The sequence below is a fragment of the Brevibacillus nigriterrae genome (genome assembly GCF_049846925.1).
GTDB lineage: Bacteria > Bacillota > Bacilli > Brevibacillales > Brevibacillaceae > Brevibacillus_H.
In genome coordinates this window covers 25,081-38,642 of sequence record NZ_JBNCMT010000012.1, presented here as the reverse complement: position 1 = coordinate 38,642, position 13,562 = coordinate 25,081, and the positions used below count along the sequence as shown (strand labels likewise).

The following is a 13,562-nucleotide window of genomic DNA, read 5'->3' as shown; positions in this document are numbered from 1 at the left end:
TCGTCTATAATCCATTATACACGAACGAGCAAAGAGGGCAGATTCCGTGAAGAAGGAATACTGCCTACTTTTTAAGCCATTTTAAGTATAGAGTGTACATTTAAGAATTAAAGGAGACTGACTAGCATTGACAACTTTTTCGGATTTTGGCCTAAGCCAAGCAGTAAATCGTGCCATTAATGAAATGGGCTTTGAAGAGGCGACCCCTGTTCAAGCTCAGACGATCCCAACTTGTTTAGAAGGGAAAGATGTAATTGGGCAAGCCCAAACTGGTACAGGGAAGACGGCAGCCTTTGGGATTCCCCTTGTAGAGAAATTATCTGTGAACGCCGAGTTTGTACAAGGGCTTGTACTTGCACCGACACGTGAGTTGGCTGTCCAAGTAGCAGAAGAATTAAACAAGATCGGGCAATACAAGGGTATTCGTGCACTACCTATTTACGGTGGTCAAGATATTACTCGACAAATCAAAGCGCTAAAAAATAGACCGCAAATCATCGTAGCAACTCCAGGTCGATTCATGGACCACATGCGTCGGAAAACAATTCGCATGCATGCAATTTCTATGGTTGTACTTGATGAAGCAGATGAAATGTTAAACATGGGTTTTATTGACGACATCAAGACAATCCTTGAGCAAGTTCCGGATGAGCGCCAAACATTGTTGTTTTCTGCAACGATGCCGAAGCAAATCCAAGAGCTTGCTGTAAAATTCATGGATGAACCAAAAGTGATCGCCGTGAAAGCAAAAGAATTAACCATTCCAAACATTTCACAGCAATACATGGAACTTCCAGAAAAGCAAAAGTTCGACGTTCTTAGCCGCTTGCTGGACATTCATTCTCCTGAGTTGGCGATTGTATTCGGCCGCACCAAACGAAGAGTGGATGAGTTGTCAGAAGCACTGAGCAAACGTGGATTCTCGGCTGAGGGGATTCATGGAGACTTGAATCAAGCGAAGCGTGACAGCGTGATCCGCCGATTCAAGGATGGTTTGATTGAAGTTCTTGTTGCTACGGATGTAGCGGCAAGGGGTCTGGATATCAGCGGAGTTACACACGTATATAACTTCGATATTCCACAAGACCCGGAAAGCTACGTTCACCGGATCGGACGTACAGGCCGTGCGGGTAAAACAGGCTTGGCCATCACATTTGTTACTCCACGAGAGATGGAGCACCTCAAAACCATCGAGCGGATTACCAATCGCAGAATGGAGCGCAAACCGATTCCTACTATGGCGGAAGCGATTGAAGGCCAACAACGCATCGTGATTGAGAAGCTTCTTGACATTATTAATGAAGGAAAGCTGAATGATTACCATACGATTGCGGAAGAACTATTGGAAGAAACGGATTCCGTAACACTGGTTTCTGCAGCTTTGAAGATGCTGACCAAAGAACCAGATACGACACCGGTTAACTTGACTGAAGAGCGTCCATTACGTGTGAAACAAAGCAAGCCATTCTCCAAATTCCGGAACGACCGAAAACCGTTTAACCCAAAAGGAAAACGAAGTGGCGATCATAATCGTGGCGATCGTTTTGAACGAGGCGACCGCAGAGAGCGTGGAGAGCGCGGGGATAAACAACAACAACGCCCGGCTCGCAAACCATTTGCCCGTGTATAAATAAACAGAATAAAGACCTGCTTTCCCAATGGGGAGGCAGGTCTTTTTTGTAGTTCAACCAATTATTCAGGAAAATTAAGCAAAATATATATCAATTCTTAAAACAGCGTTAACGAATATCTCGTAAACTCGAACTAATAAAGGAAGCGGAGGTAGTCCATGAAAAAAGGAATATACGTATTGGGAAGCGTGGATTACTTTACCAATCTCCGCAACCAGTTTGCAGCGTTTTGCATCGATTTGTACAGGGAAAAAGAAGTGCCAGAGGATGCTGACATTCAGTTCATTATTATCGACAATGTAGCAATGAGCTCTTTTCCACTGGTAGCGACATATCGCAAGCAGTATCCATACACCGCGATACTCGTGTTGACCTCGATTCGAAATGAGCAGGATATGCTGCAGTCCTATGCCAATGGAGTGGATGACTATCAGGTGAAACCCTGTTCGGTCAGGGAAGTAGCAGCAAGAATACGTGCCATTTTAAAACGTAGAGAAGGAATACTTGAATGGCTGGAAAACTCCATTCAACACCAGTTAACCAGGATGGAGCACAGCATTTTGCAGCTTCTCATCAAACATAAGAACAGCTTGTTAACCCGTGAGCAAATGCTGCAAGCATTATGGGACTGTGAAATAAGCGTAGACAGCAAAGTGATCGATGTACATATCTACAACTTGCGGAAAAAATTAGGCAGATCAACGAATGGAACCATCTCTATCAAAACTGTCACGAACAAGGGATTCACTATTGTAACCAATTCAAAACGTATATACAATGAAGAGTAAGGTGTTCTGTTATACAATACGCAGTTTCGTCTGATGAAACTATAAAAAGCTATGAGACAGGGAGGAATTGCTATGTCATTTGACTTTCTGGGAATTGATCACATACAACTGGCAGCGCCAAAAGGAAGTGAGGATCAGGCTCGCGCTTTTTTTCATGGAGTGCTAGGCTGGCCTGAAATACCGAAACCGAGCGAGCTTCTAAAAAACGGCGGGGTTTGGTTTCTGTGTGGTTCCCATCATGTCCATATTGGTGTGGAAGACAATTTTCTGCCTGCCAAAAAAGCACATCCGGCTTTTGAGGTAAAAAATCTCGATGGACTCCGAGAGCATTTGAACCAACAGGGTATCACTTATCTGGATGATGAGCGGCTGGAAGGGGCTACTCGCTTCTATTTGGATGATCCGTTTGGGAATCGCATGGAATTTTTGGAGTGGCTGGATCGATAGGCTGCGATTTGCTTTTTTGCAATGGGTGTCATGACCGTTTTATGTTAAATTACAAATACCGAGCGATAATCCGAACTAACTTTGCAGGGAACTCATGTAAATTTGTAATATCCAAAAATCTTTCACTCCCATAGATTTTACTAATCACATCCTTGTCTTGACCTATTGCGGCTGCAAGAAAAGTAATTCCTTTCCGTTCATATTCCTGTATTGTCTGTTGCATATCTTTAATAGCATAACTTCCGGTATAGTCATCCATTGCTTTAGGTTGTCCGTCACTTATGCTAATCAACAGTTTTGTCTTTTGGGGGGAAACAGCTAACCGTTCCGCCATAATTCTAAGAGCCATTCCATCGCGATTATTACTTCTGGCACGAATCTTCATTAACCTGAAGCGGTCATTGGCATCCATTTTATCAGAGTCGGCATAGGCAAAGATGGACATTTGCTCCATCTTGGAAACATCCGCAGTATCGCCGTAGATCAAAATGGGAATATTACAAAGTTGACAATATTCATATACCGCAATTACTGCTCGTTTTGCTGCTTCTAATCTCCCGAAGGCTGACATAGATGCGGATTCATCAACCCTTAGACCAACCACAAGAGAAGGGGATTCAGATGGTGGACGTTTCTGGGCAAAATACCTGTAATCCTTGTAAGCAACACTGTCTGCTTGAAATTTGCTGCCATAGTAACGATTCCGCGAAAAGTCGGAAGACACCTCATGTTCCAAGTACGGAAGTGTCTTTCTGGCAATCTCTTGCACGATAGGCATGAGTCCCATACTTAAGTGTATATATTCCTGTTGGTTTTCCGGATCGTAGTCTGGACGGTGAACAATGAGCTTTACTTTTTTATGAATAGAATGGGAAATTACCTCTCTTGCGTCTTGATTCATTTTTTTACGGAAATTTCGTTCCTTTTGTTTCGCTTCCTCTGACATTGATTCAGGATTTGCCTGATGATATTTGGGAGAGCCATTTTCCCCCAAACCTGAACTTTCCATTTGGGTAGAATCATCAGAGACACGGGAAGAGCTTTCATCACTATCGGCAGATTTTTTCAATGCGATTCCCTTTTCCTCTATATTGTTATCTTGGTCAAAACTAGTGTCGCCAATATCTCCCCATGTCCTGATCTCTATGGCATCGTCAGATTTTCTTTTTTTTTTAGTTCAATCTGGGCTTCTTCTAAGCTGGCAATCAAACCATGATTGTTTAGTGCTTCTTCCAAAAGTTTAATTTCTTCCGAATCGGTTGTTATCTTGTAGATGACCTTATGATAAAGGGATTCTTTTGCGGAAGCTCCTTCGGCAATCGCATCTGCACAGTAGAGAAATGAACGCATTCCAGCCACGCCCTTGATCGCATTGGCCCGGGCTGTTTTGTCCAAAATCATAATGATATCGGCTAAAATATCCAACACCTTTTCATCTTGAAAACCGGTTTTGGCTATTACACGTTCTATCATGACTTCTTTGGTCGGCAGGTCCATCTTTTCCGTATGCTGAACCCTGTCGCGCAGCGCTTCGTTTAACGGTCTGGTTCCCGCATAACTGCGGTTTGTCGTGATAACCGCTATGAAGTCCGGGTGCCTGCGCATGATCTCGGTGGGAAGATTGATGCTTCCATCCAGCTCCAAGGCAGAATTTAATGCCATTAACACAGCAGCGTCACGAATAACGTTTGGTTCTTGGATTTCCAGAAGATAGCCTTTTTGATAGGCTCTGACGATCTCCGACGGGTAAAATCGGTACTCAACCGCTTCGCCATCGGTGTTTTTCGCTGCGAGCTTCAGTAATTGCTTCATCTTTATTGCAGCCTGTTCCTGTGTAATCCCCAGTGCGTCCATCAAAATTTCAGTTATGCTTTGAAACCCATCGCTTTCATATAATGCTTTCAATGCTGTTTGCTCAGCAGGCTCCATTTTTGCTAAACGTTCTGAAGAAATCACCGGCAAAATAGCGCCAATAATATCCGATTTATCCATATCGGCAAAACAAGTCACTTTCGTATAGGGAAGACCGAAATTAGCCGATAATGCTTTTGCTAGTTGCGTTTTACCAGAACCGGCGTCACCTTCCAACAAAATATTGGCAATTTTCATTTCCCCGCGTTTCCAGTTGCGCTTTATTTCTTTACTAATGCGCCCTTCTTCTTCACTGACCTTATGAGTTAATGGCTTTTTCCAAACAAGTTTTTTTTCTGCATCAGTCAGCTGTCTTTCAGGTGACAAATAATACTCTCCATATTCATTCATCACATTTCTCCTCCGATCTGTCATAATCAAAATCCCATATCCTTTAAAATTTTTGATAATGTGCGCAGACGTTCGCTGATCATCTCATCATCGTCGCTCAGAGCTTGGCTGAAAAGCTTAATATCCTCATTAATTTTCTCATTATCCGTACAAATCGCTACGGTCATTGCATCCCCTTGCAGGCCAACCCGGTCGATGACGGGCTTCTGTGGGTCATAAAAATGCTCATATCTGTATGCTTCGCGAAAATGTGCCAAAGACCGGCAAATCAGAATGGACAAATCAAGAACACGATGGAGAGGAAGTTCCTCCGATTGCCTTGACCATTTTTCTCCCGTGTATCTCCATACCTTGGCAGAAATATCGACCTTTCCTCTATCGTTCCACTGGGCCAATCCTAGAGAAAGACCTTTTGCATCTGTGTTCCTGGCTAATCGGCCGTCAACGCGCTCATAGTTTTCCGACACGACAACAGGCTTATGTTTCAGGGTAGTAGGTATTTTCATTTTCTTCCCCTCTTTCAATTTACTAAATTACTGATTTACTAATTTACTGCCTCAGTTTATCTTCGATTTCATCGTTAGTCAAGAAATATTGACAAACAATTAACTGATATGTTTATAATTTAACTAAACTTAATGTTGAGTTGTTTATACAATGAATATCATGGAGCTGTTTTGGAATGCGTCGATGGAAGAACTGAAGTCTGGGAACACGCAGGATGAGGACGATTACGGTTTTTTGGATCGAATGGCTTTTGATCGAAAGCCTGACGGAAGCGAATATAGGCTACAGGCGTAGCCAGTGAAAAGTGAGGGAGAAACCATGAATAGAGAAGAATTGAAACAGGTGTATAAAGAATCGAAAACCCATGCAGGGGTGTATCAGATCAAAAACACCCAAAACCAAAAAGTCTGGATCAGCAGCACTCGCAACCTCAAGACGATTAACGGAAAGCTGTTCAGTCTCAGAATGGGCTCGCATATAAACAAGCAGCTACAAAGGGAATGGAATGAGTACGGAGAAGAGGCATTCGTCTCCGAAGTGTTGGAGGTTTTGAAAAAGAAGGAAGACGGATATTTTGATGAAAGGGATGCGCTGAAGAAAATGGAACAAAAATGGCTCGACAAGCTCCAACCGTACGGAGAGTGCGGATATAATCAGGAAAAAAAGAAATAACCATAGTCAGACAAAAAGCGTATTCAATGTAACAGCGGCGATCACCTTGTGTCATATTATCTACTCCAAACAGCAGTTTTACAGGTAAAGATAGCCCAGTCGAGTCATATGAAAATTGGCCCCCGGTGATACAATTACCTTTGCAAACACGTCCAAAACATTCCGGTCAACTCCAAAGGGGGAGCATCTTTGTGAAGAAAATTGCATCATTGTTAACAGGCCTTGCTTTGACATTTTCATTAGCCGTTCCGGTTTTCGCCCATGATGGTTGGGCCCAAACCAATTCACCAATCGTCTCATCTGGTGAAGTATCCTACGTTGAGCTTCTCTTAGGAAACCATTCCAATGAACATAAAAGTTACCGGATCGAAGGGAAATGGAGTACTCCAACTTCCAAAGTTTTTGTATCTTCGCCATCTGGTGTGAAAACAGAAATAACCAGTACCTTGTTCTACACAGGTGAGACAGGTGCGGAAAATCCAGGAGTCAACAATTCCTATATTGCTTCTTTCTCATCTTCCTCTCCTGGTGCATACATCGTCACTGTGGAAGGGGACAGCATTTTCAAACATGGTGAAGCAGCTAGCCGAACACTGAGAAGTGCCAAATCGTTTGTAGCTGTGAGTGATGTTGCTACAACAGAGCGTGTGAAATATCTCAAAGGCTTTAGCAAACAGGTAAGTCCTGATCGAGCGGAGCTGGTACCGCTTTTCAATCCGGTTGCAGTCACTCCGGGACAAAAAGTAGAGGTGCAATTATTCCTCAAAGGCAAGCCGTTGGCAGATTCGGAGATTTCCATCATTCGCCGCAGCAACTCTAATGCACAGGTTCTAAAAACAGATGCGAACGGCAAAATCAGCTTTGCAACAGGTCCGGCTGATTACTATCTGATGAGAACAAAACCAGCTACTGATGAGAAAGTGGCAGGGCAATATGACAGCACAAACTATGAAGCAACGATGACCTTTACCGTGCAAAATGGAAAAGGCCAAATCCTTCCGGCAACTGCTGCGTCTGTGCCTTACGTATATGTAAATGGCAAGCTGACTCCAGTGCAAGGTCTTACTCTTTCTAACGGAAAAGCACTTGTTCCGGCTTCATTTATCACGACAGCCATTGATCCGTCCTTTAAAGGCAATGGGCAGGTAGAATTAAAAGCTACGGCGGAATCGCTTGGTGCAACAGTAGAATACCTCGCTCCAGTAGGTTCCCTTCAACCAGCCATTCTGATTAACAAAACAACCAAATAAATGGTTTCATCTGGACAGGTCGCCAATCAAATGGCGACCTTGTTAAGAATTTACAAGGTTGTCATCTCCTGATCGCTCATTGATTACAACAAGAAGGGAGTAAAGATATGTTGAAAAGAATGTTTGTCATTTTCTGTTTCGTTGCATTAATCGGCCTGGCGTGGATGCCATCAGATGTATCGGCTCATGCTTACCTGACAAGCTCAACTCCACAGCAAGAATCAGGAATGAACCAAACGCCACAAGAAATTCGACTGCAATTTTCTGAAAAAATCAATACCGATATCAGTAAAGTGATATTGAAAGACTCGCTAGGAAATGTAGTGAGCGGCAAGCAGTCTGGCAAGGATGGCGAATGGCTGATCCTTAGTGTCGCTCCCTTGCCGAAAGATGTGTATACGGTAGATTGGCAAGTGCTTTCCGATGATTCACATGTGACAGAAGGGTCGTTCCGTTTTGCCGTAGGCATGGAACTTGCACAATTACGCCCGACTGAAACGGTTTCGCTCGATGACACTGCACCCGCTGCACAGGCACCTGTTCAACAGCAACAGCAAGAGCAGCCCACGCAATCCAAACAACCTGCGCAACCAACGAAAACCGTAAGCAACCCAAGCACAGCAGCAACTGTTGTCAAGCAAGTGAATCCAGTGAATGGCAAGAATCCAACCAAGGGTCTAACAATGAATTCAACTTTGAGTTCAACCGTGAATGCACCAAATCAACCCGATCAAGAAAAGCCATCAACTAATCAAGATCAGGTAACTAGCTCGAAGCCACTATCTGCCGCACTGCCACAACAGCAAACAACAAGTTCAGAAACTATGGAGAAGACAGTCACTGCACCATCAATGACGCCGCCTCCAGCACATGATCACTCTGGAAGTCATGAACTTGCACACGATCATCAGCAGATGAATCATCAGGATCACCAGAATCATCAGGATCACCAGCACAGCCACTCACATGGCTGGTTACGAGTGGTGCAAATCCTTGTAGCTGTGAGTGTAGGAAGTCTGTTGTTTCTTCGACTGTGGTCAGGCTTTATGAAGGCTATTCAGGAGACGATGAGACCGTTCGTGCAACTGGAGCGTATCGTATTCTCTCTCGCTATCATTCTATTTCTAGTATTAGATGGAACTCAAATTGTACTTCTGGCTGAACAGCTAGGTTCTCTCACAAATCGGGTCGGAACCATGATCTTCTCGCTCATCACTTCATCCATGATTGGTGCAGCTATTCTCATCCGTCTGCTCGCTATGCTCGGATTCATTTGGCTAACGTACCGACAGGTTGCAAAATCCTCCAATCTATGGTTGAGGGGAATTCTGTTTATCGGGATCATCATTCCGTTTCCTTTGACAGGCCACCAGATGACCGTAGACATGTTCTGGGGTATCCCCCTGTTAGTTCATCTGGTTCATTTTGGAGCTGCTATTGTTTGGTCAGGCGGATTAATCGGACTTGTCTACCTTTCCCTGTCCAAAAATACTCGGACACAGCATCTGCCAGTCATAGCAAAGCAATTTTCTAAAGCGGCCCTGACATCCGTTGTTCTGATGATCACAACGGGGCTTATCCTTAGTTCTTTCAAGCTGCATTCCATAGATGAGTTGCTCCATACCTCCTATGGGAATATCCTTCTATGGAAAATCGCCGTATTTGTCGCAGCTCTCTTGATTGCGAGTGTTGTTCGTTTTGGTATATTGCCATCCGCAACCGCCAAAATGGATACAGTGGGAGAAGAGAGATCAATTGGCTCTCTGATCTGGTGTCTGCGAACAGAACTGGCAGCGGTAATCGGAATTTTCCTGTTGGCAGGGTTGCTCGCAACCACTGCTCCGCCTATGTAGAGAAAAAGGTCGTTCATGATTGAACGGCCTTTTCTGCATTTTGATAAGCAGGTTCCTATCGGACGAACATTAAAAGCATTCAAAAGAAGAAACTCGGTTCAAATCAAGCCCATAATATGTCCAAGAGAAGCCGTTCCAACGATACCCTGCAGCAGAGGTACGGCCAATATAAACCGGATAGAACCAGAATGATCTGCCGTTACGCAACCATACATAAACATAACGAAACAGGCAAGGGCGCATCGCTCCTGGATCTACTGCATACAAACCTGGTTGCTGTCGTGGTGCTTGTGGCGTACGGCTAAGTGGGGGAGGTCCTTGTGGAGGAGGTGCAATCGAGCCTGGCCCGCCTGGCCCACCGCCACCGGGGTAACCGCCGCCACCAGGGTAACCGCCGCCACCGGGGTAACCACCACCACCAGGGTAACCACCACCACCAGGGTATCCTCCGCCACCGGGGAATCCACCGCCCCCACCGGGAGGAAATGGAAATGTCATGAAATATCACCTCACTTTATGTCATACTACAAGATAGGTAAATATTGAAAAATCGCTTGTGCCAATGCCTAGGGGCAAACATCCAAATAGCAAATGCCTTTGAATCAGGTAACTAAGAGGGGGAGAGTAAAGATGGATTTTTTGCAACATACCATTCCTATCGAGACACTTATCTGGTTATTTCTCGTGGTGTTTATGCTTCATGATTTTGAAGAGATCATATTGGTGGAATATTGGATTAAACGCAACAAAGGTAAGCTGAATAAGGTGGTCCCAGCTCGTTTGCTATCAATCAAGGACAAGATGGAAAACACCTCAACTGCCCAGTTTTCTGTAGGGGTTGCCTGGATTTTTTTCTTGCTGTCCTGTATCGTCCTCTACACGACACATTCGTTAGCACAAGGAGGCAATTTCCTTATTTTTGTTGCTGCTCTTAATGTCCTCTTTGCCAATGTGTTTACCCACGTAGGCCAAGCAATCATCGTCCGTGGATATGTACCCGGAGTGGTTACAGCAGTCCTCCTGCTTCTGCCCTACGCACTTTACACCTATCATCGGCTTTTGCAGGAGCAGATAGATTGGAATCTGATTGGCAACAGTTTGCTCGTTAGCGCCATCCTTGTACCTGTTATCTTCATCGGCCTTGTGATCGGCAAAAAGCTTCTTCCCGCAAAATAAATGTGCGATTCCAAACGGGTACAAAGGAAAGTGATGGATAGTTACAGAATAATGTCTCCAATTGGAATTTTCCTGTAATTATTTGAAAAAATAGGGGTAAATGGGATGAAGCTGTTACGCCTGGCATTTTTGGTTTTGACCCTGCTGATATTTACGATTTCCAGTGTAGCTTCAGCTTCCGAGAAGAAGGCATCCAATCTTGCAAGCAATGGCGTATTTGAGATTGGGCCTGAGAGTTTGGCCGATCATCAACTGATTGCTTTGGATGGGGAGTGGGAGTTTTATTGGAATCAGTTACTTGCACCCAGTGATTTTGAACGGGAACCCTTGGATGGTTGGAAGAATTACGTCAAGGTTCCATCCGAGTGGAGTGCATTGAAGTCAAACAAGCAGACGTTCAGCAATGAAGGGTATGGTACATATAGGCTGCAAATCAAGCGCAACGGCTTTGCTGATAGAACGGTGTTTGCTTTGTATATGCCTAGTGTTGCAACCTCTTACCAGGTGTGGATCGATGGAGAGTGGAGGGGTGGGAACGGTACAACCGGAGTGAGCGCTTCTGAGATGGTTGCGATGAACTACCCCAAGGCTTTTGTTTTTTCGTCTGAATCCAACACCATTGAAATTGTCATTCAAGTATCCAACTTTGTTCAGAGGAAAGGTGGGCTGTGGCAGCCCATCCAATTTGGTTTGGCAGAAGATATTTTGTTTCAACGTGAGAAAAGCATTACCGTCGAGATGTTTCTTGCAGGAAGCCTCTTCATCATGGGAATCTACCATTTGGGTCTGTTCGTTTTAAGAAGAAAGGAAAAATCCCCACTCTATTTTGGACTACTCTGCATGAGTATCGGATTGCGCACACTGTTACTCGGGCAAACGATGTTATTGCGGATCTTTCCCGGAATCCCTTGGGATCTCGCTGTGAAATTGGAGTATCTCACCTCGATTCTGGGGATCACGTCTCTCCTTCTCTTTGTATTCAATCAGTATCCGAAAGAGTCAAACGAGTTGTTTAAGCGGTTTTATCTGGGCATTGCTGCACTCTTTTGCCTCATGGTTATCTTCACAAAACCAATCGTCTTTACCAAGGCATTAACACTGTTGCAACTGATTATTCTTTTAAGTATGGTATCGATCATCTGGATTTATATCCTCGCAGCCATTCGCAGAAGAAAAGGCTCCATTTTGAACGGGATCGGGATTATCGTCTTTTTTCTCACTGTTTTGAATGATACGCTTTACTATCAGAATGTGGGATGGTTTGAGAATCTGGTCCCTTTTGGCCTCTTGATATTCCTGCTTACGCAAATGATCAATCTATCCTACTTTTTTTCACGGTCATTCGCTCATGTTGAACTCTTGTCCAATGATTTGGCACGGCTGAATACTTCACTGGAAGAAAAGGTGAAAATTCGAACGGAGCAACTGGAGAAGATGAATTACTATCTGGAAAAGGTGAACCGGGACCTGTCTACGATGGAAGAGTCGCGTCGGAGACTTTTAAGTAATATTTCACATGAGCTGGGTACACCATTAACCTCGATCCAGGGGTATCTCAAGGCGATGCTTGACGAAGTGGTTCCCAGGGATGATCCAAAGTATCTGCAACTGATCCATGCCAAGACGGTCATCCTGCAGCGAATCATTCGGGATCTGTACGAGCTGACAAAACTGGAGTCAGGCCAAATCAGCTTTCATTTTCGAGAGGTATTGCTGGAGGAATTCGTGGAGCAGCTCTACGAGAAAAATGCAGTTGAAATTGAAAAGAAAGGCTTTCGATTTGAACTGCAACGTACGATTTCTTCTATAAATAATATGGTTCCAGTCGTCAAGATAGATCCGATACGAATTGAGCAGGTAGTCACGAATTTAGTCATGAATGCTTCCAAATTTACGCCTGGTGGAGGCACGATTCGGTTGTTGTTTGATGTTCAGACGAATACTGCCACGAATGGAGAAGTGATCATAGGTGTTCAGGACAATGGGATAGGGATCGCTGAAGAGGAAATGAAGTTTATTTTTGACCGATTTTACAAAGGAACAGGCTCCCGTAAGCTTGGCAGTGACGGTGTAGGACTCGGGCTTGCTATTTCAAAGGAAATCGTACAATGTCATGGGGGAACTATTGAGGCAATCAGTAAAGAGGGAGAAGGAAGTACTTTTCGTTTTACCCTGCCCGTCCAATTCGTGTCGATAACCGATGGTAAGGAGGTATCGTAGTGACAGAGGCCAAGGTTTTGATTGTTGAGGATGATCCAGATATTCGTGAACTCGTACGCTTATACTTGTTGAAAGAAAAGTTTCAGGTTTTCGAAGCGGGAAGTGGGAGTGAAGCGCTTCACTGCCAAGAGACTATTCAGCCTGATTTGCTTCTTCTTGATATTCTCTTGCCCGATATGGATGGATTTGAAGTTTGTATGAAAATTAGGGCAAAGTCAAATATCCCCATTATCTTTATGAGCTGCAAAATGGACACGCAGGATATTATTGCCGGGTTACAGCTTGGAGCTGATGATTATGTGACCAAGCCGTTTGATCCCGAGGTGCTGATTCACCGGGTCAAGGCTAAACTTCGCCGTTACCAAAGTCTAAATCAACCAGATCAGGTGGTTGGTATACAAGATGAGGAGAGTTCGCATGCAGCTCCAGCACAGCCGTTCATAGAGCCGTTGACGAAGCGAGAAATGGAGATTCTTTCTCTGATTGAGATTGGATTTACTAATCAGGAAATTGCCGCTCATTTCCATATCTCCGTAGGTACAGTGAAAGGATACAATAATCAGTTATTTGGTAAATTGCGGGTGCGCAACCGGACACAAGCCATCCTGCAAGCGAGGCAGTTAGGGTTGTTGGCAACTGCTGAAAAGAAAATGGGCAAACATTTTTCAAAAACCTAACTTTGGTTAGGTTCTTTTTTTGGATTAATTTGCTACATTGATTTCTGAGGATACTTGTAACCTTGTGAGGTGTTTCATT

14 protein-coding genes are annotated in these 13,562 nt (G+C 44.2%); 10 read left to right on the top strand and 4 right to left on the bottom strand.

Annotated elements, in window-relative coordinates:
• Positions 1-127: 127 nt before the first annotated feature.
• The 3 genes from cshA to ACPW7N_RS10920 all read left to right on the top strand — a co-directional run bounded on the left by cshA (position 128) and on the right by ACPW7N_RS10920 (position 2,866).
• Entirely contained in the window at positions 128-1,630 is a 1,503-nt protein-coding gene (gene cshA / locus ACPW7N_RS10930; protein WP_425651116.1) for a degradosome RNA helicase CshA, read from the top strand.
• 159 nt (positions 1,631-1,789) lie between these two features.
• The gene (locus tag ACPW7N_RS10925) at positions 1,790-2,419 is read left to right on the top strand and encodes a response regulator transcription factor (RefSeq protein ID WP_425651115.1); all 630 of its coding nucleotides are present in this window, start codon (positions 1,790-1,792) and stop codon (positions 2,417-2,419) included.
• 72 nt (positions 2,420-2,491) lie between these two features.
• Entirely contained in the window at positions 2,492-2,866 is a 375-nt protein-coding gene (locus tag ACPW7N_RS10920) for a VOC family protein (protein ID WP_425651114.1), read from the top strand.
• Between the two features lie 49 nt (positions 2,867-2,915).
• Here ACPW7N_RS10920 and ACPW7N_RS10915 read toward each other — a convergent pair whose 3' ends face one another.
• From ACPW7N_RS10915 to ACPW7N_RS10905, 3 genes are all read right to left on the bottom strand, one after another.
• On the bottom strand, positions 2,916-3,935 hold the full coding sequence (locus tag ACPW7N_RS10915; protein ID WP_425651113.1) for a vWA domain-containing protein: 1,020 nt from the start codon (positions 3,933-3,935) through the stop codon (positions 2,916-2,918).
• A 74-nt stretch (positions 3,936-4,009) separates the two neighbouring features.
• The gene (locus ACPW7N_RS10910; RefSeq protein ID WP_425651112.1) at positions 4,010-5,128 is read right to left on the bottom strand and encodes an AAA family ATPase; all 1,119 of its coding nucleotides are present in this window, start codon (positions 5,126-5,128) and stop codon (positions 4,010-4,012) included.
• Between the two features lie 26 nt (positions 5,129-5,154).
• Positions 5,155-5,634, bottom strand: coding sequence for a DUF6530 family protein (locus tag ACPW7N_RS10905; RefSeq protein WP_425651111.1), 480 nt, complete (start codon positions 5,632-5,634; stop codon positions 5,155-5,157).
• 151 nt (positions 5,635-5,785) lie between these two features.
• Here ACPW7N_RS10905 and ACPW7N_RS10900 point away from each other — a divergent pair, with 151 nt between their 5' ends.
• The 4 genes from ACPW7N_RS10900 (at position 5,786) to ACPW7N_RS10885 (ending at position 9,410) form a co-directional block, all read left to right on the top strand.
• Positions 5,786-5,929, top strand: coding sequence for a hypothetical protein (locus ACPW7N_RS10900; RefSeq protein WP_425651110.1), 144 nt, complete (start codon positions 5,786-5,788; stop codon positions 5,927-5,929).
• A gap of 24 nt (positions 5,930-5,953) precedes the next feature.
• Positions 5,954-6,307 (top strand): GIY-YIG nuclease family protein, encoded by a 354-nt coding sequence (locus tag ACPW7N_RS10895; protein ID WP_425651109.1) that lies wholly within the window; start codon positions 5,954-5,956, stop codon positions 6,305-6,307.
• 191 nt (positions 6,308-6,498) lie between these two features.
• Positions 6,499-7,557, top strand: a complete 1,059-nt coding sequence (locus ACPW7N_RS10890) for a DUF4198 domain-containing protein (protein ID WP_425651108.1) — start codon at positions 6,499-6,501, stop codon at positions 7,555-7,557.
• Positions 7,558-7,664: 107 nt separating this feature from the next.
• Complete coding sequence (locus ACPW7N_RS10885; RefSeq protein WP_425651107.1) at positions 7,665-9,410, top strand: copper resistance CopC/CopD family protein; 1,746 nt, start codon at positions 7,665-7,667, stop codon at positions 9,408-9,410.
• A 69-nt stretch (positions 9,411-9,479) separates the two neighbouring features.
• Here the strand turns inward: ACPW7N_RS10885 and ACPW7N_RS10880 are convergent, their stop codons facing one another.
• Positions 9,480-9,908 (bottom strand): hypothetical protein, encoded by a 429-nt coding sequence (locus tag ACPW7N_RS10880; RefSeq protein WP_425651106.1) that lies wholly within the window; start codon positions 9,906-9,908, stop codon positions 9,480-9,482.
• 132 nt (positions 9,909-10,040) lie between these two features.
• Between ACPW7N_RS10880 and ACPW7N_RS10875 the strand changes: the two genes are divergently transcribed.
• The 3 genes from ACPW7N_RS10875 to ACPW7N_RS10865 all read left to right on the top strand — a co-directional run bounded on the left by ACPW7N_RS10875 (position 10,041) and on the right by ACPW7N_RS10865 (position 13,483).
• Positions 10,041-10,586, top strand: coding sequence for an HXXEE domain-containing protein (locus ACPW7N_RS10875; protein WP_425651105.1), 546 nt, complete (start codon positions 10,041-10,043; stop codon positions 10,584-10,586).
• Between the two features lie 105 nt (positions 10,587-10,691).
• The gene (locus tag ACPW7N_RS10870; protein WP_425651104.1) at positions 10,692-12,806 is read left to right on the top strand and encodes a sensor histidine kinase; all 2,115 of its coding nucleotides are present in this window, start codon (positions 10,692-10,694) and stop codon (positions 12,804-12,806) included.
• Positions 12,806-13,483 carry a response regulator gene (locus ACPW7N_RS10865; RefSeq protein ID WP_425651103.1) on the top strand — a complete coding sequence of 226 codons (678 nt, stop codon included), beginning with the start codon at positions 12,806-12,808 and terminating at the stop codon, positions 13,481-13,483. Before ACPW7N_RS10870 ends, ACPW7N_RS10865 begins: the two co-directional genes overlap by 1 nt.
• Positions 13,484-13,562: the final 79 nt, after the last annotated feature.

Bases quoted from the DNA above. Each gene is read 5' to 3' on its own strand.
- ACPW7N_RS10925 (WP_425651115.1), top strand. From the start codon at position 1,790: ATGAAAAAAGGAATATACGTATTGGGAAGCGTGGATTACTTTACCAAT.
- ACPW7N_RS10920 (WP_425651114.1), top strand. From the start codon at position 2,492: ATGTCATTTGACTTTCTGGGAATTGATCACATACAACTGGCAGCGCCA.
- ACPW7N_RS10910 (WP_425651112.1), bottom strand. From the start codon at position 5,128: ATGAATGAATATGGAGAGTATTATTTGTCACCTGAAAGACAGCTGACT.
- ACPW7N_RS10905 (WP_425651111.1), bottom strand. From the start codon at position 5,634: ATGAAAATACCTACTACCCTGAAACATAAGCCTGTTGTCGTGTCGGAA.
- ACPW7N_RS10900 (WP_425651110.1), top strand. From the start codon at position 5,786: ATGAATATCATGGAGCTGTTTTGGAATGCGTCGATGGAAGAACTGAAG.
- ACPW7N_RS10895 (WP_425651109.1), top strand. From the start codon at position 5,954: ATGAATAGAGAAGAATTGAAACAGGTGTATAAAGAATCGAAAACCCAT.
- ACPW7N_RS10885 (WP_425651107.1), top strand. From the start codon at position 7,665: ATGTTGAAAAGAATGTTTGTCATTTTCTGTTTCGTTGCATTAATCGGC.
- ACPW7N_RS10880 (WP_425651106.1), bottom strand. From the start codon at position 9,908: ATGACATTTCCATTTCCTCCCGGTGGGGGCGGTGGATTCCCCGGTGGC.
- ACPW7N_RS10875 (WP_425651105.1), top strand. From the start codon at position 10,041: ATGGATTTTTTGCAACATACCATTCCTATCGAGACACTTATCTGGTTA.
- ACPW7N_RS10870 (WP_425651104.1), top strand. From the start codon at position 10,692: ATGAAGCTGTTACGCCTGGCATTTTTGGTTTTGACCCTGCTGATATTT.